This window comes from Pseudomonas sp. R4-84 (genome assembly GCF_054130985.1).
Genome location: NZ_CP096390.1, coordinates 1829565 through 1849375, shown reverse-complemented (window position 1 = coordinate 1849375; position 19811 = coordinate 1829565). Strand labels below are relative to the sequence as shown.

The following is a 19811-nucleotide window of genomic DNA, read 5'->3' as shown; positions in this document are numbered from 1 at the left end:
AACACTATGAACGCAAAAGTCTGGCTGGTAGGTGCGGGTCCTGGCGACCCTGAATTGCTGACCCTCAAAGCCGTGCGCGCCATGGGCGAAGCCGACGTCGTGTTGATCGATGACCTGGTCAACGAGGCAGTGCTGGAACATTGTCCGGGCGCGCGCATCATCGCCGTGGGCAAGCGCGGCGGTTGCCGCTCCACGCCACAAGCGTTCATTCATCGACTGATGCTGCGTTATGCCCGCCAAGGCAAATGCGTGGTACGACTCAAGGGCGGCGACCCGTGCGTTTTCGGCCGGGGCGGCGAAGAAGCGCAGTGGCTGCGCGAACACGGGGTCGAGGTGGAACTGGTCAATGGCATCACGGCGGGTCTTGCCGGAGCCACCCAATGCGATATTCCACTGACCTTACGCGGCGTTGCCCGTGGCGTGACGCTGGTCACCGCCCATACCCAGGACGGCAGCAGCCTGAACTGGCAAGCCCTGGCCCAGGGCGGGACGACCCTTGTGGTGTATATGGGGGTGGCGAAACTGAGCGAGATCCGTGAGCAATTGCTGGCGGGCGGTATGGCGGCGAATACACCGGTCGCCATGATTGAAAACGCCTCCCTGCCCCACCAGCGCGACTGCCGCAGCGACCTGGCATCGATGGAAACCGACGCCAGCGCGTTTCAACTCAAGAGTCCGGCGATCCTGGTGATTGGTGCGGTGGCGGCTGCCGCTGAGCTTGCCACCTCCCCGCCTGCCTGGGCCCAGGTTTGCGCCCTCTAACAGACAAACCAAAACCTGTGGGAGCGAGCTTGCTCGCGATGGCGGTGGTTAAGTCGCACATACATTGACTGACACACTGCCATCGCGAGCAAGCTCGCTCCCACAGTTTTTGCACAAGCCGTCCCATTAAATCCCAGACAAAGAAAAACCCGGCCTAAGCCGGGTTTTTCTAGTGCTGTGGGCTAATTACTTAGCTTGAGCTTCAACCTGCGCTTCTACGCGACGGTTGACTGCACGACCAGCGTCAGTGGCGTTGTCGGCAACTGGGCGGGATTCGCCGTAGCCAACAGACTGAACGCGGGACGATTCAACACCGTACTGGTTGGTCAGAACTTGCTTAACGGCGTTTGCACGACGCTCAGACAGTTTCTGGTTGTAAGCGTCAGGACCGACGGAGTCAGTGTGACCTTCAACAGTGGTGCTGGTGGATGGGTACTGCTTCATGAAATCAGCCAGGTTCTTGATGTCGCCATAGCTGTTTTCTTTAACGACCGACTTGTCGAAGTCGAACTTGACGTCCAGCTCAACACGTACGACTTCAGCAACAGCTGGGCAGCCATCAGCGTCAACGGTTACGTTGGCTGGGGTGTCAGGGCACTTGTCGACGTTGTCGCACACGCCATCGTTGTCGCTGTCGGAGCAGACTTCAGCAGGTGCTGGAACTGGAGCAGCAGCTGGCTTGGAGCCGCCACCGAAGTTCACACCGATACCGACGCTAGGAGCCCACTCGGTGTCGCCCTGGTCGATGTTGTACTGAGCTTCAACGCCAGCACGGGCGTAGAAGTTGTCGGTGAAATACAGCTTGGCGCCGCCACCAACGTTGGCGAAGGTAGAACGGTTACGACCGTTGCTGCCATTCTGGTCGATGCTCTGGTCGGAGAAACCGGCCGAAACGTAAGGACGCAGCATGTCGCCTGGGTTGTTGAAGTGGTACAGAGCGTCCAGAGCGGTGTTCGCGCCCTTGACGTTGGTGCCATCGTCGGTACGTGCGTTGTGCACTTCGTCGTAGGCCAGACGCAGTTCAACGTCGTCGGTCAGGAAGTAACCAACCGAACCGCCGAACAGGTTGCCGTTGTTCTTGAAATCACGAGCGCTGTCGAACATTTCTTTCTTGGCGAAGCCTTCGATTTCAACTGCGCCTTGGCCTTGTGCCAGAGCGCCGAACGAAGTGGCAGCAATCAAAGAACCAATGGCAAAGCCCAAGGTGTTTTTCAGTTTCATCCGTTAAATCCCCATCTGGTGATTGTGAAGCAGTCCCGCAAACCGGGGGACAACTCGGCGGCAAGTCTATCAGAACTTGCCTACACGTAAGAGATATTTGCGCTGAACTAAGTTTCAGCTATGCCCGCAAATTTCTCACGCAGCTTATCGAGCGCGCGCTTATAACGCATTTTTGTCGCGCTCAGACCCATGTGCATTATGTCTGCGATCTCCTGGAATTCCAGTTCTGCGACAAATCGTAGCACCAGAATTTCCCTGTCGATCGGGTTCACATAAACCAGCCAGCGATCGAGTCCACCCTTTTCCTCGGGCTTGGGCGCCTTTTCCTCGGACGCTTCCTCGAGAGGGTCAAGGCTCAACGCGTCCATCAACCGACGCTTTCGCCGCTCCTTGCGATACTGTGTGATGCATTCGTTGTAGGTGATGCTATATAGCCACGTCTTGAACTTCGATTTCCCCTCGAAGTTCTTCAAGCCGTACAGCACCTTCAACATCACCTCCTGACAGACATCATCAGCATCACGATCGTTCCCAAGATATCTTGCACAAACGTTAAATAATGTTCGCTGGTAACGGCGCATCAACTCTTCGTATGCGCGTGTGACGTGAAACAGCTCCGAATGCGCGCGCGCGACCAACTCCTCATCGGAGAGATCACGGGGGTCGTAGCGCGTGGATAGCGATTGGGGTTTGTTCAAAACAAGTCGGGCCGACAGTCTAGGTCAATGTGCGCCGCAGCCTGCGGTACCAGGCATTTTGCGGCGGCATACATTAGCAGGATTTGCCGGGTTAGCGGCTACTCACATGCTGTTCCAGCAGAATCCGATTGGACAGCGACACCAGCTCGCCTTCCTCGGTCAGCAATGTGGTCTTCACCGTGCCGATCTCTTCGATCTGGCCTTCGACCTCTCCAACACGCACTTGTTGCCCAACCTCGTAGAGCTCACGCACATAGATTCCCGCAAGAATCTGACCGGCGATTTCCCGGCTTCCCAACCCCATGGCCAGCGCAACCGCCAGACCAACGGTAATCAAGACAATCACAATCACATGGTTGAGCAGGTCAGTCTTGACCTCCAACTGGCTGATCGCGACCGAAATACTGATGATGATCACCAGGCCCTGGGCAATCCGTCCAAGTCCCGAAGCATAATCGAGCCCGACACCTTCGGCGGCGCCGCGCACCAGGCCGTTGGCCAATTGCGCCAGCAACACGCCCACCAGCAACACCAAGGCAGCGCCGAACACCTTCGGCAAATACAGCGCCAGCATGTCCAGGGTCGCTGAAACGCGCTCCAGGCCCAGGGACTCAGCCGCGGAAACCAGGAATATAAGCAGCACGAACCAATAGACGATCTTGCCCACCAAGGTCGAGATCGGAACCTGGATGCCGCCACGGGACAAGAGCTTGGTCAGGCCGGTGCCGCCCATCAGGCGATCGAGGCCCAATTTGGCGAGCAGCTTGGACAGCAACGTGTCCAGCAGCTTGGCCACGACAAAACCCAACAACAGCACCACCAGGGCGCCGAAGAGATTGGGAATAAAGTTAGCTATCTTGGTCCACAACGCAGTCATTGCCGTGACGAGGCTCTGGGTCCAGAGATCAAGTTCCATATTCAGTCAGCCTTATCAGCGGTGCGAGTAACAGGTTTGCGACGGGAAACCGGCGAGACGTGGGCCGACCCGTTGTTCAGGGCGATCATCAGCGCTGGCACCCAACGGCCCAGCAGGCTGAACAGATCGCCGGCGCCCACCTGGCGGTTGGCGGTTTTGAGTACACGGCCCAGGCATGCATCGTCGTCCCGGCTGGACGGCGAGGCCTTGAGCATGTCGCGCAGAGACTGTTCAAACGGATCGTGCATACGCACCTCTCGTGATGTCTGTGGAAGACGCGATCAGATTTCGTCGGGTCACATGAAACCCCATCACACCCAACGCAAACGGCGAAACAGCCACCATTGCCCCAGCGCAACGCAGACCATCAGCAGGCAAGCGACGAGGAAACCATAGGGGCTCTCGGAAAACGGAATGCCGCCGACATTGATGCCCAGCAGCCCCGTGAGGAAACTCATCGGCAGGAAGATCCCAGTGATGATGCCGAAGCGGTACATGGTGCGGTTCATGCGCACTGAAAGGCGCCGGTCCTCGGCCTCCAGTACCAGCCCCACGCGCTCGCGAGTCAGTTCCAGCTCTTCGAGATAGCGGGTCAGGCTGTTGTTCAATTCATTCCAGTAGTCACCGTCGTCCTCGACGAACCAGGGCAACTTGATTCGCGACATCTGGCCGAAAATATCCCGTTGCGGCGCCAGGAATCGCTTCAGCCCGGCAGCCCTTCGACGGATGTGCAAAATGGCATCGTGTTCAGGCGTATACCGTTCGTCGGTATCGAGCTTTTCTTCCTCGGTGTCGACGATTTCCGACAGGCACGTCACCAGGTCCTGCACCTTATTGGTCAGGTACTGCGCCATATAAAGGATGAGTTCCGAAGCTGTCCGGGGCCCCTTGCCCTCGGACAGCTCGGCCAGCAGCTCATCGGTGGCGCGCAAAGGGCGCAGCCGCAGGGAAATCACTCGCTGCGCCGCCGCAAAGATGCGCACCGACACCATGTCTTCCGGCTCGGCCCCCGGATTGAGGTTGATCCCACGCAAAAACAGCAGCAGTTCGGCGTTGGGCAGCGGCAGCAGTCGTGGACGGGTGTTCTCTTCAAGCAGCAGGTCGCAGTTGAATTCACTCAAACCACTGGATTTGCGCAGCCACGTATGGGTTTGCGGATGACTGCGGTCCCAATGCAGCCACAGGCTTTCATGGGCCTGCAGCTGCAGATCGTCAAGTTCGGTCCGGGCTATCGAACGCGCGCCACCTTTACCATCCAGCACCAGGGCATGCACCAGCCCCCATTGCGCGTTTTCTTCCTCGAACATCCTCATCCCTTATGGCTGCAACGCTTTATTCAGGCATCTTCAACGGGCTCGGCGAGACAATCACGCCGTTATTGTCCGCATAGACATATTCACCCGGACGGAACGTCACGCCAGCAAAGGTGACCGCCACATTGAGATCGCCGATGCCACGCTTGTCGGTCTTCATCGGATGGCTGGCCAGGGCCTGGACGCCGAGGTCGGTCTGGGCAATGACGTCGACGTCGCGGATGCAACCGTAGATCACCAACCCTTCCCAACCATTTTTCGCGGCCTTTTCCGCCAGCATGTCTCCCAGCAGCGCCCGACGCAGGGAACCGCCGCCGTCGACCACCAGCACCTTGCCGTCCCCCTTGAGCTCGACCTGTTCCTTGACCAGGGAATTGTCTTCGAAACACTTGATGGTCACTATCTCGCCACCAAAGGAATCGCGGCCGCCGAAATTGCTGAACATCGGTTCCACCACTTGCACGAGGTCTGGATAGGCATCGCACAGGTCAGGCGTGAGGTAATGGTTCATCGAACAACTCCTGTATGGGCTGGAACGTCGGGCTGAAGTGAACCGCTGTTTGTGACCGGAACAGCGGAACGCGTCATATCTTAGCCGCAAGCAGTCCAGAGCGAAATGCCCTCCTCAGAGCCTTCGCGTCAAACCGCCTCCGCCAGGTGGGGTTGATCCGCCGGCAACGGTCCGCGCTGATTCTCCAGCCACCGAGCCACCAATGGCCAGACCTCGGCCTGGGCGGCTTTACTGACGAGCATTTCGACGTGGCCGAAATCATCGCCGAAGCCTTGTTGGCGCCCAAGGCAGACAAATTGCTTGTGCTCGGAACCGATCTGCTCGAACAGTTTGCGGCATGCCCAGGTAGGATCCTGCTGATCGCCGGCGGCGCTCACCGCCAGCACCGGCACCTGCACGTCGGCCAGGCCCGCCCACCAGTTTTTCTCGGCATCGCCGAAACGCCCGAACAGGCCATACCAGCGCAGGCTCTCCAGGGCCAGGCCGATGGGCTCATCTTCTGGGCCGCGCTTGAGCCTTGAACCGGACAAATGGGCGAAACGCTTGAGGATGAAGCGCCCGCTCCATTCAACCGGGGGAATTTTCAGTGGCCAATAGGTACGGCTGACCTGTGTACCAAAAAATGCCGCCGATGCAACGGCAGGCGCGCCCAGGTAATGGCCGCCCAAGGCCGCTGCCAGGGTGATGCCGCCCAGCGAGTGACCGATCCAATGGGGCACCTGCCCGCTCTGCTCGCGCACGAAGGCGCCGATGGCCGGCAAGTCATACCGGGCGTAGTCGGCCACGCGGTTGTTGCGGTAGCCCTGGTTTCGTTGGGATAAGCCATGCCCGCGCATTTCGGGAATCCAGACATCGAACCCCAACCGCGCCAGGTGCGCCCCCAGCCCCAGCCCCTTGGGCGAATACCAGAAGCGACGGTTGGAAAAACTGCCGTGCAGCAGGATCACCGGGACACCCCGGGTTTCGCCGACATCGGCCATGCCCAGCCGGGTGACGGCCAGCTCGACGCTGTAGTCGGGGCTGTTACCGGGTTTCAAACGATAGACATCTTCGCTCAGATCGCCACGCCGCTCGGCGCTGATCAGGGCGACAGGAAATAGGTTGCTGCTGCTTTGCATGATCTTCTTGCACAAAAAAGGGCGGCTTCCAAATGGAGCCCGCCCTACTTCAAATCAAAAGGGGCCGGAAGACTGGCCGCCGGATACCACAAGGAATTACCCCGGCTTACATTACCGATCAGGCCCCTTCACTCGATCAGACCGCAGCCTGCCCCTCAGCCAGGAAGAACCAGGTTTCCAGTACCGAGTCCGGGTTCAACGAAACGCTTTCGATACCCTGCTCCATCAGCCACTTGGCCAGGTCCGGGTGGTCCGAAGGGCCCTGGCCGCAGATGCCGATGTACTTGCCGGCCTTGTTGCAGGCGGCGATAGCATTGGCCAGCAGCTTCTTGACCGCCGGGTTACGTTCGTCGAACAGGTGGGCGATGATCCCCGAATCGCGGTCCAGACCCAAGGTCAGTTGGGTCAGGTCGTTGGAGCCGATGGAGAAGCCGTCGAAGAACTCGAGGAATTCTTCGGCCAGGATCGCGTTGGACGGCAGTTCGCACATCATGATGACGCGCAGGCCATTCTGGCCACGGGCGAGGCCGTTTTCCGCCAACAGGTCGACCACTTGGCTCGCCTCGCCGAGGGTGCGCACGAACGGCACCATGATCTCGACGTTGGTCAGGCCCATCTCGTTACGCACGCGCTTGAGGGCACGGCATTCGAGTTCGAAGCAATCGCGGAACGATTCGCTGATGTAGCGCGACGCACCACGGAAGCCCAGCATCGGGTTCTCTTCTTCCGGCTCGTAGAGTTTGCCGCCGATCAGGTTGGCGTATTCGTTGGACTTGAAGTCCGACAGGCGCACGATGACTTTCTTCGGCCAGAACGCCGCCGCCAGGGTGCTGATGCCTTCCACGAGCTTCTCGACGTAAAAACCGACCGGGTCGTCGTAGCCGGCAATGCGCTTGTCGACGCTGTCCTTGATGTCCTGTGGCAGGCCGTCATAGTTCAGCAGTGCCTTGGGGTGCACGCCGATCATGCGGTTGATGATGAACTCCAGGCGGGCCAGGCCCACGCCGGCGTTCGGCAGCTGCGCGAAGTCGAAGGCACGGTCCGGGTTGCCGACGTTCATCATGATCTTGAACGGCAGCTCCGGCATGGCGTCCACGGAGTTCTTCTTGATGTCGAAGCCCAGCTCGCCTTCGAAGATGTAGCCGGTGTCGCCTTCGGCGCAGGAAACGGTCACGCCCTGGCCATCCTTGAGCAGCTCGGTGGCGTTGCCGCAACCGACCACGGCCGGAATGCCCAGCTCACGGGCGATGATCGCCGCGTGGCAAGTGCGTCCACCGCGGTTGGTGACAATGGCGCTGGCGCGCTTCATCACCGGTTCCCAGTCCGGATCGGTCATGTCGGAGACCAGCACGTCGCCGGCCTGGACCTTGTCCATCTCCGAGACGTCCTTGATGATCCGCACCTTGCCGGCGCCGATGCGCTGGCCGATTGCGCGGCCTTCCACCAGCACGGTGCCGGTTTCCTTGAGCAGGTAGCGCTCCATGACGTTGGCCTGGGTGCGGCTCTTCACGGTTTCCGGACGGGCCTGCACGATGTACAGCTTGCCGTCGTCGCCGTCCTTGGCCCACTCGATGTCCATCGGGCACTTGTAGTGCTTCTCGATGATCATCGCCTGCTTGGCCAGCTCGCTGACTTCGGCGTCGGTCAAGCAGAAGCGCGCGCGATCAGCCTTGTCGACATCGACGGTCTTGACCGAACGACCGGCCTTGGCTTCGTCGCCGTAGACCATCTTGATGGCCTTGCTGCCCAGGTTGCGGCGCAGGATGGCCGGACGACCGGCTTCCAGGGTGCCCTTGTGAACATAGAATTCATCGGGGTTCACCGCGCCTTGCACGACGGTTTCACCCAGGCCATAGGCACCGGTGATGAACACGACGTCACGAAAGCCCGACTCGGTGTCGAGGGTGAACATTACGCCGGCGGTGCCGGTTTCGGAGCGGACCATGCGCTGCACACCGGCGGACAGGGCGACCAGTTTGTGGTCGAAGCCCTGATGCACGCGGTAGGAAATGGCACGGTCGTTGAACAGGGAGGCGAAGACTTCCTTGGCGGCTCGGATGACGTTTTCCACGCCACGGATATTCAGGAAAGTCTCCTGCTGGCCGGCGAACGAGGCGTCCGGCAAGTCTTCGGCGGTGGCCGAGGAGCGTACGGCGACAGCGATGTCGGGGTTGCCTTCGGAGAGCTTGGCAAAAGCCGTGCGGATTTCGCTGTTCAGCTTCTCGGGAAACTCGGCTTCCATGATCCATTGGCGGATCTGGGCACCGGTCTTGGCCAGGGCATTGACGTCATCGACGTCCAGGGCGTCGAGCGCATCGTGGATCTGCTGGTTCAGGCCGCTCAGTTCCAGGAAGTCACGATAAGCCTGGGCGGTCGTGGCGAAGCCACCCGGCACCGATACTCCGGCGCCCGCGAGGTTACTGATCATCTCGCCCAGGGATGCGTTCTTGCCCCCCACATGCTCTACATCATGGACGCCGAGCTTATCGAGGGAAACTACGTACTCTACCAAGGTGATCTCTCCACTGACTGTGTTGGAAAAGCTCAAGGTACCGGCGGCTCCAGGGGAGCGCTCACCGGCGATATGGCCTGGACCTGGAAAATAAGTGAGAATGCGGGCCACGGGCGGCCGGCAAATCGCGCCTATCATATCCAAGAATCGTGACTAGCTCACTAGCTTAAGGCCCAAGGCGCAAATGAAACGATCTGCTTTCTTTATCTCCGACGGCACCGGCATCACGGCCGAAACGCTGGGCCAGAGCCTGTTGGCGCAGTTCGAAAACATTACCTTCACCAAGCTGACACGCCCCTACATAGACAGCGTCGACAAGGCGCGGGCCATGGTACAGCAAATCAATAAAGCCGCCGAAAACGACGGTTTTCGCCCGATTATCTTCGACACCATCGTCAATCAGGACATCCGTGAGATTCTCGCAACGTCCAATGGTTTCATGATCGACATTTTTTCCACGTTCCTGGCGCCCCTGGAACAGGAACTGAGCGAACATTCTTCCTATTCGGTCGGCAAGTCCCACTCCATTGGTCACAACTCCAACTACATGGAGCGGATCGAGGCGGTCAACTTTGCGCTGGACAACGATGACGGCGCCCGCACGCATTATTACGACAAGGCCGACCTGATCCTAGTGGGTGTGTCGCGGTGTGGTAAGACGCCGACGTGTCTGTACATGGCGATGCAGTTCGGCATCCGCGCGGCCAACTATCCGTTGACCGAAGACGACATGGAGCGCCTGCAACTGCCCAATGCGTTGCGCGCCCACCAGCACAAACTGTTCGGCCTGACCATCGACCCGGACCGCCTCACCGCGATCCGCAACGAACGCAAGCCCAACAGCCGCTATTCGAGCTACGCCCAGTGTGAGTTCGAAGTGCGCGAAGTGGAAAACCTGTTCCGGCGGGAGAACATTCCCCATATCAACTCCACGCATTTTTCCGTGGAAGAGATATCGGCGAAGATCCTGGTGGAGAAAGGCGTGGAGCGGCGGTTCAAATAAAACCCGCAACACCACAAAGCCCTGCGGGAGCGAGCCTGCTCGCGATAGCATCACCTTGGTCTGACTGAAAGACCCAGTTGCCTGCATCGCGAGCAGGCTCGCTTCCACATGTGTCCGCGGTCTACTGCGCTAAGGCCGCCTGCTCTTCCATCTTCTTGCGCAAACTCAACGGGCGCATGTCGGTCCAGACCTCTTCGATATACGCCAGGCATTCCTTCTTGAAGCCGCTTTTGCCGACCGTACGCCAGCCTTCCGGGATGGCTTTGTAGTCCGGCCAGATCGAATATTGTTCTTCGTGGTTGACCACGACCTGGAAGAGGATGTCCTCGCGATCGAATACTGAAGTCATGGTGTTTCTCCGTCATTGCTCAAGGTTCGCCGCGCCACGGGCGCAGCCAAGGTATGAAAGGAACGTACCGGGCCGAGGGAAAATTAGGCATCGGCCACGGCGGCTTCCAGGGCGCGCCGGAAAATGTCGGCGACCCGATCGATTTCCGTCGCCGTGATAATCAATGGCGGCAGGAACCGCACCACGCCGCCCTGTCGGCCGCCCAATTCCAGGATCAGCCCACGCTTGAGGCACTCGCGCTGCAAGCGTGGCGCCAGACGCGCATGCACCGGTGGGTGACCCTGGGTGTCCGGCACGCCCGCAGGGTCGACCAACTCGACGCCGAGCATCAGGCCGCGACCGCGAATATCGCCCATCTGCGGGAAATCCCGTTGCAGGATTAGCAAATGCTCGCTCAAGCGCTCGCCCATGGCGGTGGCGTGGGCCGGCAGGTCGTGTTCCACCAGATAACGCATCACAGCGCAACCGGCTGCCATGGCCATCTGGTTGCCCCGGAACGTGCCGGCATGGGCGCCCGGCGCCCAGGTGTCGAGCCAGTCGCGATACACCACGACCGCCAGCGGCAGGCTGCCGCCGATGGCCTTGGACAGCACGACCACGTCCGGGACGATTCCGGCATGCTCGAAGGCGAACATCTTGCCGGTCCGGCCGAAGCCACTCTGGATTTCATCGACAATCAACGCCACCCCGGCCTGCTCGGTGATCCGCCGCAAGCCACGCAGCCAGTCGAGGTCGGCCGGTACGACGCCGCCCTCGCCCTGCACCACTTCGACGATGACGGCCGCTGGCAATTGCACGCCGGCCTCCGGATCGTTCAGCAGGTTTTGCAGATAATGCAGGTTGGCCTTGACGCCTTCCGCGCCACCCAAACCGAACGGGCAGCGGTAATCGTAGGGATACGGCATGAACTGCACGCCGTTGCTGAGCAAGGCGCCCAAGGGCTTCTTCGGCCCCAGGCTGCCCATCAGGCTCAACGCACCCTGGCTCATTCCGTGATAGCCGCCCTGGAACGACAGCACCGTGCTACGCCCCGTCGCGGTACGTACCAGCTTGAGCGCCGCTTCCACGGCGTCGGTGCCGGTGGGGCCGCAGAACTGGATCTTCGCCTCAGCGACGAGGGCTGCCGGCAACAGGCCGAACAGATCCTGGACAAAGCGGTCCTTCACCGGCGTGGTCAGGTCCAGGGTATGCAGGGGCAGTTCATCGGCAAGCACTTGCCGGATCGCCTCGATCACCACCGGGTGGTTGTGCCCGAGCGCCAGCGTGCCGGCGCCAGCCAGGCAATCGATGAAAGTACGGCCCTCGACGTCTTCGACGTACAGCCCCTTGGCGCGCTTGAGCGCCAGGGGTATGCGTCGGGGATAACTGCGTGCATTGGATTCCTGGCGGTTCTGGCGCGCCAGCAACGGTGATTCGTCGAATTGGTAAAGCGTCTCGACCGGCGTGGAGCCGCCTCGTACTGGCGATGCTTCGATAGGACTTGTGACTGACATGTTCTCGACCCCGCAATGAGTGACCAAACGGCGCACCGGGCAGGTGCGCATTCGCAGCGCACATGCAGGTTTCCTGTTGTGGGAACGCATCAGCGAGGCACGGATTTACTGCCTCGGGCTATCTACTGAGTCAAAGAGGCTTGCACCGGCACGGTCAGCTCGACCCGCAGCCCGTCCGGGCGGCTATCGAATTGCAAGCCGCAGCCGCATCGCTGAACGATGGCCTGGACAATTGCCAGCCCCAACCCGCAACCTTCGCTCTGCCCATTGCGCCAGAAGCGCTGCGTCAGGTGCTGGACATCGTCGGCGGCAATGCCGGGCCCGTGGTCGCGTACCTGGAAACGCACGCGCTGGCCCACCATTTCCAGGTTCAGCTCGACGTCAGTATCGTCCGGGGTATGGCGCAAGGCGTTGTCCAACAGATTGCGCAGCGCGGCTATGGACAAGACCGCCGGCATCTGGACCGGCGCATCGGACAATTGCGGCGAGACATGCAGCCTGATTCGCCGGGGAGCGCCATTGGCCGCGTCCTGGATAGCCAGCCGCGCGACTTGCGCGGCATTGCATTGCACACCGTCGTCGAACGACAGGCTGCCCTCGACCCGGGCCAGCAACAACAATTGTTCCAGGGTACGGTGCAACCGATCGGCGCCCTCCTCCGCCCGCGCCAGGGACTGGTCGCGAGCGGCGCCGTCGGTCATGCGCGCCACCTGCAGGTGCGTCTTGATGGCGGTCAAGGGGCTGCGCAATTCATGGGCCGCGTCACCGGTCAGGCGGCGCTCACGTTCGATGGCCTTGCCGATGCGCAGCAGCAGCTGGTTCTGGGTTTCCAGCAAGGGTTGCAACTCGCTGGGCAACGGCTGGATCTGCAACGGCTCCAGGGAGTCCGCGTTACGCCGCGTCAACGCATCGCGCATGCGATTGAGCGGCGCCAAGCCCTGGCCGACGCCTAGCCACAACAGGCACAGGCAACCGAGCAACGCCACGCCGACCGGCACCGACGCCGCCAGCAGCACCGACATGTTCAAGGCTTCGCGTTCAATCTGGCGGTCGGCGGTGGTGATACGCAAGTCGCCACGGGCCAGGGTGAAGCTGCGCCACGGCGCGCCATCGATCATCTGGTCATGAAAGCCCATCTTCTCGGCTTCCAGCGGTTGTCCCGGGGTGTCGTGGCTGCGTGCCAGGATTTCGCCCCGCAACGAGGTAACCTGACAAGCCATGCCCCCCGGGACGCTCAGTTGTTCGGCGCTGAAATGCGTACCCTCACCCTTGCTGGGCACCGGCGGCAATTGCTCCAGCAGCCCGGCGACCATCTGTGCCGAGGCGACCAGGCGCTGATCGAGAGAAAACATCATCTGATTGCGCAGGTCGCTGAGCATCCACGCCGCCGCCAAGGCCCAGATCAGGGCAAATGCCGCGCCCAGGGTCAGACTCAAGCGCAATCGCAGGCTCATCACTTGGAAGATTCCCCGCCGTCGGCCGGCCCCAGGCGATAGCCCAGCCCGCGCACCGTCTCGACAACGCCATTGCCCAGTTTGCGTCGCAGGTGGTGGATATGGACGTTGAGCGCATTGCTTTCCAGCTCGTCATTGAAGCCGTAGACGCTGTCCTTGAGTTGCTCGGTGGAGAGCACCCGGCCACGGCTGTGCAACAACGCCTGCAATAGCGCCTGCTCGCGCCGGGAGAGGTCAACCGGCTGGCCGTCCAGGGTGGTTTCCCGGCTGCTGGGGTCATACGTCAGGCGACCATGTTCAATCAGGTTGACGCTGCGCCCGGCAACGCGCCGCAACAACGTATGCAGGCGCGCCGCCAGCTCGCGCAGGTCGAAGGGCTTGAGCAGATAGTCATCGGCGCCGGCCTGCAAGCCGTCGACACGGTCGGTCACCGAGTCCCTCGCGGTCAGGATCAGCACCGGGATTTCCAGGCCCTGCTGGCGCAATTGCTTGAGCAGCTTGAGGCCATCCTCATCGGGCAAGCCGAGGTCCAGCACCATGACATCGAACGTCGCCACGCCGACCATGGCCCGCGCCGCCGATGCCGTGGCGACGTGCTCGACCGTCAGGCCTTGAGCCGTGAGCCCGGCCACGATGCCGCTGGCAATCAGCGCGTCATCTTCGCATACCAATACGTGCATGAACGCTCCATGGGCAAAAGCCGCGATTGAACCAAGTGAACATTAAGGCGCAATTATGGCAGCCCGCAAAGCCGTGGGTGCGAGGCATACCAGTAACCGTTGGAAACATTCGAATCCATCGCCATACATATATACCGCACCCGAATGGACCGTCGCTTTTACTTTGGTACCCGCTGGACACATATTTTCCTTATTGAAGCAGGTATCCCAACATGTATACGCATACGAACGCGCTGCTCAGTTACGCCGACTTTGTCACCGCGATCCAAAACCTGGTCGACCATGTAAAAAAGCAACGAACAATGGCGACAAACGAGGGCCTGGAGTTATACAACCTGGGAGAATTCAACAGGGCGAAACTCCATCTATTGATAGCTGCCACGGATGGCAACAAAGATGCGCAATATGCCTTGGCGGAGGTGCTGAGGCGTGACGCCGGATACATGACCGAAGAGGCGCGAAACTGGTACCAAAAGGCTGCTGGTCAAGATCATTTCTACGCCCTGCTGCGACTGGCGGACGAAACGTCGTTGGCCAAGGCCAAGGCATTGGCTGAAGCCAACGCAGACCCGGCTGAGCGCCTGCTACAGCTTTACGAATTGACGGGGGACATCGAGTCGTTGAGAAAATCCGAGCGAGCCGGTTCCTCCGAGGCCAAATGTATCCTGGCTTACTTGTATGGAAGGGATGAAAAACTCGTCCCCTCCGGCCTCACCCCAACGGCTGAACAGACGAGACTCCTGCTGGAGGCCGCGATTGCGGGCTTGCCCAAAGCCATGGCGTGGTATCCCAGACTGTTAACAGTACGCGATAAGACAACCAGCCGTGCCTGGCTGGAAAAGAGGCTTCAGCTCAATGATGTCAATGCCTTGCTGGACTACGCCTTTGCGATCTCGACGGAATACGACATGGACGAGGATGAACAGGAATTCGGCTACGAAAAAGACCTTGTCAAAGCCTACGCTCTGCTCTGGCTGGTCAGTGATACAACGCGCCAATTCAAGCGCCACGCTGATACTGTCAAAAATCTCGCCCACCTCGAAGCGCAATTGACCGCGCAAGAAATCACCGACGCCAAGCAACAGGCCCAAGCGTGGAAACTGAGCCATCCCCCGATGTCCGAATACCGGTTAACCTATCAGGAATTCTGATTGGCCCGACGGGTGCCGGCACGTTTGTAGGCTGGCGTTAACTTAAGGTTAATCGCCAGCCGCCACTGTGCGCCTCACTCTCCTGGTTCTAAGGCTCTACCCCATGCGTCGATTGTTTTTGCTGTGGCTGTTTCTGATCTCGGGCCTGGCCCAGGCCGCCAATCCCTTCGAAACCAAGCCCGACTTCCTGCCGGTGGAAAAGGCATTCGTCTTTACTTCCGAACGCCTGGACTCCGGTGAAACCCAGTTGTTCTGGCAGATCGCCGACGGGTATTACCTGTATCAGCAGCGGCTCAAGTTCGATGGCCTGGCCGAAGCGCAGAAACCGAAGCTGCCCGAGGGCGAAGCCCACAGCGACGAGTTCTTCGGCGACCAGCAAGTCTACCGCCAGGCATTGGAGCTGAAGATTCCCGCCGGGGCTACCGGCAAGGTCAAGGTCGGTTTCCAGGGCTGCGCCGATGCGGGCCTGTGCTATCCGCCCCAGACCCAAATCGTAGACCTGGGCGGCGCCGCACCGGTGGCAAGCACTGGCGAGGCGCAAGACCAGGCGCTGGCCAGCGGCTTGCAGCAGCGCGCGCTGGGCTGGAGCCTGCTGGTGTTCTTCGGCCTTGGGCTGTTGCTGGCGTTTACCCCTTGTTCGCTGCCGATGCTGCCAATCCTGGCGGGATTGGTGGTGGGTAGCGGCGCCGGCCCCCGGCGCGGCCTGGCGTTGGCCGGCAGCTACGTGATCAGCATGGCGATGGTGTACGCCGCCATGGGCGTGCTCGCCGCGCTGTTGGGAGCCAATCTGCAGGCATTGCTGCAACAACCGTGGTTGCTGGGCACCTTCGCGGCCATCTTCGTTGTATTGGCGCTGCCGATGTTTGGCTTTTTCGAACTGCAACTCCCAGCCGCCCTGCGTGATCGCTTGGAAAACGCCGGCCGCCAGCGCCGCGGTGGCAGCCTGGTGGGTGCCGGCGTTCTGGGAGCCCTGTCCGGTCTGTTGGTAGGGCCGTGCATGACTGCGCCGCTGGCCGGCGCGCTGTTGTACATCGCCCAGAGCGGCAACGCGCTCCACGGCGGCCTGATCCTGTTCACCATGGGTGTCGGCATGGGCCTGCCGCTGTTGTTGCTGGTGACCGTCGGCAATCGTTTCCTGCCCAAGCCCGGCGCCTGGATGAACCTGCTCAAGGGCGTATTCGGCTTCCTGTTCCTGGGTACCGCGTTGCTGATGATCCGCCCGGTCATCGACGGCTCGCTGTGGATCGGCCTTTGGGGCGCTCTGCTGCTGATTGCCGCTTACTGCGCCTGGCGCCAGACCCAGGGGTTCGGTCGCGCGCCCTATCTGTGGGGCAGCGTATCGCTGCTGTTCGGGTTGTGGGGAAGCCTGCTGGTGGTCGGGGCGGCGGGAGGCAGCGACGATCTGTTCAAGCCGCTGGAGGTCTACAGCGGTGCCCGGGGCAATGCGACTGCCCAGGCCCACGACGCCTTCATCACCGTCAGCGAGCCCGCCGCCCTGCAACGGGAATTGGACAGCGCCAAGGCCCAGGGCCAATGGGTCCTGCTGGACTACTACGCCGATTGGTGCGTGTCGTGCAAAATCATCGAGAAACAGGTGTTTGGCCGCGCCGAAGTCATGGCCGCGCTTAGCGACGTGCGCCTGCTGCGCCTGGACGTCACTGCCGACAACGCCGCCAGCCGAGCGCTGCTCCAGCGCTACCAGGTGCCGGGCCCGCCCAGCCTGCTGTGGATCGGGCCCGACGCAGAAGAACGCCGTGGCCAGCGCATCACAGGCGAGATCGATGCCAAAGGCTTCCTGGAGCGTTGGAACCTGACCCGGGATGCAGGCTGATGCTGACCTTTACCCTGGGCACCTTTGCCATCGCTATCCATCACCTCCTGTTGATCAGCGCGCTGGCATTGGCGACGTTCGTCGGCTGGCGAGTGGCCAAGCGCGGGGGCGAGAACCCCGAGTCGGTGCTGTTCGTGCTGTTTCTCCTCGGGCTGCTCGCCGCGCGAACAGGTTTTGTCGTGGCGTACTGGAATCATTATCGGGACGACCTCTGGCAGATCGTCGATCTGCGCGATGGCGGTTTCCTTGCATGGCCGGGGATATTGGTGCTGTTGGCCGCGGCGCTGCTGTGGGCGCGGCGCCGACCGACCCTGCGCCGGCCATTGGGCTTTGGTGTGGGCAGCGGCCTGCTGTTCTGGCTGGTGGCGACAATGTCATTGACCATCTATGACCAAGGCACGCGGCTGCCGGAGATCGAGCTGCGCAACGCCGACGGCCAAACGGTGAAACTTACCGACTATCAGGGCGGGCCTCTGGTGGTCAATTTGTGGGCCACCTGGTGCCCGCCCTGCCGTCGCGAGATGCCGGTGCTGGAAGCCGCTCAACTGGAACGCCCGGACCTGACGTTCCTGTTCGTCAATCAGGCCGAAAGCATGCATAGCGTCAGCACTTACCTCGCCACCCAGGGCCTGAGCCTGCACAACGTGCTGTTCGACGGCAGTGGCCGTCTCGCCCAGGCCGTCGGGTCAATGGCCTTGCCGACGACCCTGTTCTACGGCGCCGATGGCCGCCTGCTCGGCAGTCACCTGGGTGAACTGTCGGAAGCCAGCCTGGCCCGCGCCCTGGAAAATTTCGAAACGCCGGGTCCAACCTCGGCGATCCCACCTTCTACAAGGAAACTGCCATGCCCCGCCTCCACCACCTGCTGACCCTGGCTTTCGCCGGCGCGTTGCTGCAGGCACCGCTGCTTCACGCCGAAGAATTGCCAGCGGCCATCAAGAAGATCGAAGCCAAGGGCGCGAAAATCGTCGGCACCTTCCAAGCACCGGACGGCCTGCGCGGCTACGCGGCGCAATACCAGAACCGTGGGATGGCGCTGTACCTGACGCCGGACGGCAAACACGTCCTGCTGGGCAACCTGTACGACGCCGACGGCAAGGACTTGAGCGCCGAACCGCTGCAAAAACTGGTCTATGCCCCGATGGCCAAGGAAATCTGGGCGAAAATGGAGGCCAGCAACTGGATCGCCGACGGCAGCAAGGACGCACCGCGCACCGTGTACCTGTTCAGTGACCCCAATTGCCCGTATTGCAACATGTTCTGGGAACAGGCCCGGCCGTGGGTCAAGGCCGGCAAGGTGCAGTTGCGTCACATCATGGTGGGCATCATCCGCGAAGACAGCCCCGGCAAATCGGCCGCCCTGCTCGCGGCCAAGGCGCCGGAAAAGGCGCTGGCCGACCATGAGAAAGCCGGCAAGGGCAGCTCGCTCAAGCCGCTCAAGGAAATACCACCGGCCATCCAGGCGAAACTGGACGCCAATCAGCAATTGATGGACGAGTTGGAGCTGTCCTCCACTCCAGCCATTTTCTACCTCGATGACCAGGGCGAACTGCAACAGCAGCAAGGCGCGCCGTCGTCGGACAAACTGGTGAAGATTCTCGGGCCTAAGTGATCCGGAACACTGAACTGTGGCGAGGGGATTTATCCCCGCTGGGTCGCGAAGCGGCCCCAATCCTGTCGACTTGGTTTGTCAGCTTCACCGAGGTTTCTGGTTATGGGCTGCTGCGCAGCCCAGCGGGGATAAATCCCCTCGCCACAAAGTCAGTGCATCCGTTTCAGAAATCCCAACAACGCTTCAGTCACACATTCCGGATTCTCCAGGTTGGATATATGCCCCGCCTGCGCAATCAGCATGTGTTCGCAGCCGATCAGCTCGGCCATTTCCAGGGCCTCGGACGGTGGCCGCGGCTTGTCCTGGTCGCCACACATCACCAGCGTGCGCCTGGCATCCAGTTCAGGCAGGCGCGACAGGATGTCGTCCCGACCAAAAATGATCCGCCCCAACGGCACGATACTGTCCCTCAGGCGATCCGTTGGCAGCGCGGCCAAGGTGGCACGAAACTGCCGGTAGAGCGCCGACCGCGGATCGATGCCCGGCCGGAAGAAAATCGGCACGATGATATCCAGCAGCGGCTCGGGCACGCTGCCACTGGCCTCGATCTTGTCGAACAGTGAAAAATAATACTGGCGGGTCGGTTCCGGCTCTACCCCGACGTAGGTGTCCATCAACACCAGCGAACTCACTCGCTTAGGCGCTGCCAGCGCCAACCGCGCCCCCCACATTCCGCCCACCGACAGGCCGACCAGGTTGAAGCAGTCGATATCCAGGTGATCCATCAACGCCAGTGTCTGGCGGGACAGGTCGTCCAGTGAGGCCATGCCCTCGGGAAGTCGCCCGGATTGCCCGTGGCCCCATAGCTCCGGGACGATGACCCGATAGTGTTTCGACAGGGCATCGACCTGTGGCGCCCACATGCTCTGGTCCCACAAATAGCTGCTACCCAGCACCACTACCGGGCCTTGGCCCTGGTCCAGGTAATGGAGCGGTTGTCCGTCAATCGTTGCAAAGGGCATCGGTGACCTCCTTGTTTGGCAATGGAATGGCCCAGGGGAGACTGCCGTGACCCGCACTGAGCGTCAACCGCTGGCCTAAACCGCTTCGTAACGACCTGTAAGGTCTGACAGTAGATAAACGCAGCCACTGACGATAGCTCGACGGTTCGATCGCAAAACCGCGACAAAAGTCTCGCCCCCCATCGCGAGCAGGCTCGCTCACATTTTGATCTCTGGACTCCGATC

Annotated in this window: 19 protein-coding genes; 6 read left to right on the top strand and 13 right to left on the bottom strand. The window is 61.0% G+C overall.

Annotated features, from left to right (window positions below; all coding sequences use genetic code 11):
• Positions 1-6 precede the first annotated feature (6 nt).
• A complete protein-coding gene (cobA, locus tag M1D68_RS08640) occupies positions 7-762 on the top strand; it encodes a uroporphyrinogen-III C-methyltransferase (RefSeq protein ID WP_420764746.1) in 756 nt (251 codons plus the stop codon).
• 186 nt (positions 763-948) lie between these two features.
• Here the strand turns inward: cobA and M1D68_RS08635 are convergent, their stop codons facing one another.
• From M1D68_RS08635 to ppsA, 8 genes are all read right to left on the bottom strand, one after another.
• Positions 949-1983, bottom strand: coding sequence for an OmpA family protein (locus tag M1D68_RS08635; protein ID WP_186609887.1), 1035 nt, complete (start codon positions 1981-1983; stop codon positions 949-951).
• A 107-nt stretch (positions 1984-2090) separates the two neighbouring features.
• Positions 2091-2681, bottom strand: a complete 591-nt coding sequence (sigX, locus tag M1D68_RS08630) for an RNA polymerase sigma factor SigX (RefSeq protein WP_420764747.1) — start codon at positions 2679-2681, stop codon at positions 2091-2093.
• 91 nt (positions 2682-2772) lie between these two features.
• Positions 2773-3597, bottom strand: a complete 825-nt coding sequence (locus tag M1D68_RS08625; protein ID WP_045155488.1) for a mechanosensitive ion channel family protein — start codon at positions 3595-3597, stop codon at positions 2773-2775.
• A 2-nt stretch (positions 3598-3599) separates the two neighbouring features.
• Positions 3600-3845, bottom strand: coding sequence for a CrfX protein (locus M1D68_RS08620; protein ID WP_420764748.1), 246 nt, complete (start codon positions 3843-3845; stop codon positions 3600-3602).
• A gap of 63 nt (positions 3846-3908) precedes the next feature.
• Positions 3909-4904: a zinc transporter ZntB gene (locus M1D68_RS08615; protein WP_420764749.1), complete on the bottom strand. Its 996-nt coding sequence runs from the start codon at positions 4902-4904 to the stop codon at positions 3909-3911.
• A gap of 25 nt (positions 4905-4929) precedes the next feature.
• Positions 4930-5421, bottom strand: coding sequence for a ribonuclease E activity regulator RraA (rraA, locus tag M1D68_RS08610; RefSeq protein ID WP_420764750.1), 492 nt, complete (start codon positions 5419-5421; stop codon positions 4930-4932).
• A 128-nt stretch (positions 5422-5549) separates the two neighbouring features.
• Complete coding sequence (locus M1D68_RS08605; protein WP_457970008.1) at positions 5550-6539, bottom strand: alpha/beta fold hydrolase; 990 nt, start codon at positions 6537-6539, stop codon at positions 5550-5552.
• Positions 6540-6675: 136 nt separating this feature from the next.
• The gene (gene ppsA, locus M1D68_RS08600) at positions 6676-9051 is read right to left on the bottom strand and encodes a phosphoenolpyruvate synthase (RefSeq protein WP_420764836.1); all 2376 of its coding nucleotides are present in this window, start codon (positions 9049-9051) and stop codon (positions 6676-6678) included.
• A gap of 184 nt (positions 9052-9235) precedes the next feature.
• On the opposite strand from ppsA, the gene ppsR reads away from it, so the two are divergent.
• A complete protein-coding gene (ppsR, locus tag M1D68_RS08595; RefSeq protein ID WP_420764752.1) occupies positions 9236-10054 on the top strand; it encodes a posphoenolpyruvate synthetase regulatory kinase/phosphorylase PpsR in 819 nt (272 codons plus the stop codon).
• A gap of 121 nt (positions 10055-10175) precedes the next feature.
• On the opposite strand, the gene M1D68_RS08590 is transcribed toward ppsR, so the two are convergent.
• The 4 genes from M1D68_RS08590 to M1D68_RS08575 form a co-directional block, all read right to left on the bottom strand.
• On the bottom strand, positions 10176-10403 hold the full coding sequence (locus M1D68_RS08590) for an MbtH family protein (RefSeq protein WP_420764753.1): 228 nt from the start codon (positions 10401-10403) through the stop codon (positions 10176-10178).
• A gap of 83 nt (positions 10404-10486) precedes the next feature.
• Positions 10487-11896, bottom strand: a complete 1410-nt coding sequence (locus M1D68_RS08585) for an aspartate aminotransferase family protein (protein WP_420764754.1) — start codon at positions 11894-11896, stop codon at positions 10487-10489.
• 122 nt (positions 11897-12018) lie between these two features.
• Entirely contained in the window at positions 12019-13350 is a 1332-nt protein-coding gene (locus M1D68_RS08580; protein ID WP_457970005.1) for an ATP-binding protein, read from the bottom strand.
• A complete protein-coding gene (locus M1D68_RS08575; protein WP_420764756.1) occupies positions 13350-14030 on the bottom strand; it encodes a response regulator in 681 nt (226 codons plus the stop codon). Before M1D68_RS08575 ends, M1D68_RS08580 begins: the two co-directional genes overlap by 1 nt.
• Positions 14031-14242: 212 nt before the next feature.
• On the opposite strand from M1D68_RS08575, the gene M1D68_RS08570 reads away from it, so the two are divergent.
• The 4 genes from M1D68_RS08570 to dsbG all read left to right on the top strand — a co-directional run bounded on the left by M1D68_RS08570 (position 14243) and on the right by dsbG (position 18624).
• On the top strand, positions 14243-15181 hold the full coding sequence (locus M1D68_RS08570) for a sel1 repeat family protein (RefSeq protein ID WP_457970002.1): 939 nt from the start codon (positions 14243-14245) through the stop codon (positions 15179-15181).
• A 103-nt stretch (positions 15182-15284) separates the two neighbouring features.
• The gene (gene dsbD, locus M1D68_RS08565) at positions 15285-17012 is read left to right on the top strand and encodes a protein-disulfide reductase DsbD (RefSeq protein WP_420764758.1); all 1728 of its coding nucleotides are present in this window, start codon (positions 15285-15287) and stop codon (positions 17010-17012) included.
• Positions 17012-17881 carry a TlpA family protein disulfide reductase gene (locus tag M1D68_RS08560; RefSeq protein ID WP_434610468.1) on the top strand — a complete coding sequence of 290 codons (870 nt, stop codon included), beginning with the start codon at positions 17012-17014 and terminating at the stop codon, positions 17879-17881. Before dsbD ends, M1D68_RS08560 begins: the two co-directional genes overlap by 1 nt.
• Positions 17857-18624 carry a thiol:disulfide interchange protein DsbG gene (dsbG, locus tag M1D68_RS08555; RefSeq protein ID WP_420764760.1) on the top strand — a complete coding sequence of 256 codons (768 nt, stop codon included), beginning with the start codon at positions 17857-17859 and terminating at the stop codon, positions 18622-18624. Before M1D68_RS08560 ends, dsbG begins: the two co-directional genes overlap by 25 nt.
• 149 nt (positions 18625-18773) lie before the next feature.
• Here dsbG and M1D68_RS08550 read toward each other — a convergent pair whose 3' ends face one another.
• Positions 18774-19586, bottom strand: coding sequence for an alpha/beta fold hydrolase (locus M1D68_RS08550; RefSeq protein ID WP_457970000.1), 813 nt, complete (start codon positions 19584-19586; stop codon positions 18774-18776).
• Positions 19587-19811: the final 225 nt, after the last annotated feature.

What these genes read in the sequence shown, in the direction of transcription:
- cobA (WP_420764746.1), top strand. Translation starts at nt 7, where the DNA reads ATGAACGCAAAAGTCTGGCTGGTAGGTGCGGGTCCTGGCGACCCTGAA.
- M1D68_RS08635 (WP_186609887.1), bottom strand. Translation starts at nt 1,983, where the DNA reads ATGAAACTGAAAAACACCTTGGGCTTTGCCATTGGTTCTTTGATTGCT.
- M1D68_RS08625 (WP_045155488.1), bottom strand. Translation starts at nt 3,597, where the DNA reads ATGGAACTTGATCTCTGGACCCAGAGCCTCGTCACGGCAATGACTGCG.
- M1D68_RS08620 (WP_420764748.1), bottom strand. Translation starts at nt 3,845, where the DNA reads ATGCACGATCCGTTTGAACAGTCTCTGCGCGACATGCTCAAGGCCTCG.
- M1D68_RS08615 (WP_420764749.1), bottom strand. Translation starts at nt 4,904, where the DNA reads ATGTTCGAGGAAGAAAACGCGCAATGGGGGCTGGTGCATGCCCTGGTG.
- rraA (WP_420764750.1), bottom strand. Translation starts at nt 5,421, where the DNA reads ATGAACCATTACCTCACGCCTGACCTGTGCGATGCCTATCCAGACCTC.
- M1D68_RS08605 (WP_457970008.1), bottom strand. Translation starts at nt 6,539, where the DNA reads ATGCAAAGCAGCAGCAACCTATTTCCTGTCGCCCTGATCAGCGCCGAG.
- ppsR (WP_420764752.1), top strand. Translation starts at nt 9,236, where the DNA reads ATGAAACGATCTGCTTTCTTTATCTCCGACGGCACCGGCATCACGGCC.
- M1D68_RS08590 (WP_420764753.1), bottom strand. Translation starts at nt 10,403, where the DNA reads ATGACTTCAGTATTCGATCGCGAGGACATCCTCTTCCAGGTCGTGGTC.
- M1D68_RS08585 (WP_420764754.1), bottom strand. Translation starts at nt 11,896, where the DNA reads ATGTCAGTCACAAGTCCTATCGAAGCATCGCCAGTACGAGGCGGCTCC.
- M1D68_RS08580 (WP_457970005.1), bottom strand. Translation starts at nt 13,350, where the DNA reads ATGAGCCTGCGATTGCGCTTGAGTCTGACCCTGGGCGCGGCATTTGCC.
- M1D68_RS08575 (WP_420764756.1), bottom strand. Translation starts at nt 14,030, where the DNA reads ATGCACGTATTGGTATGCGAAGATGACGCGCTGATTGCCAGCGGCATC.
- M1D68_RS08570 (WP_457970002.1), top strand. Translation starts at nt 14,243, where the DNA reads ATGTATACGCATACGAACGCGCTGCTCAGTTACGCCGACTTTGTCACC.
- dsbD (WP_420764758.1), top strand. Translation starts at nt 15,285, where the DNA reads ATGCGTCGATTGTTTTTGCTGTGGCTGTTTCTGATCTCGGGCCTGGCC.
- M1D68_RS08560 (WP_434610468.1), top strand. Translation starts at nt 17,012, where the DNA reads ATGCTGACCTTTACCCTGGGCACCTTTGCCATCGCTATCCATCACCTC.
- dsbG (WP_420764760.1), top strand. Translation starts at nt 17,857, where the DNA reads ATGCCCCGCCTCCACCACCTGCTGACCCTGGCTTTCGCCGGCGCGTTG.
- M1D68_RS08550 (WP_457970000.1), bottom strand. Translation starts at nt 19,586, where the DNA reads ATGCCCTTTGCAACGATTGACGGACAACCGCTCCATTACCTGGACCAG.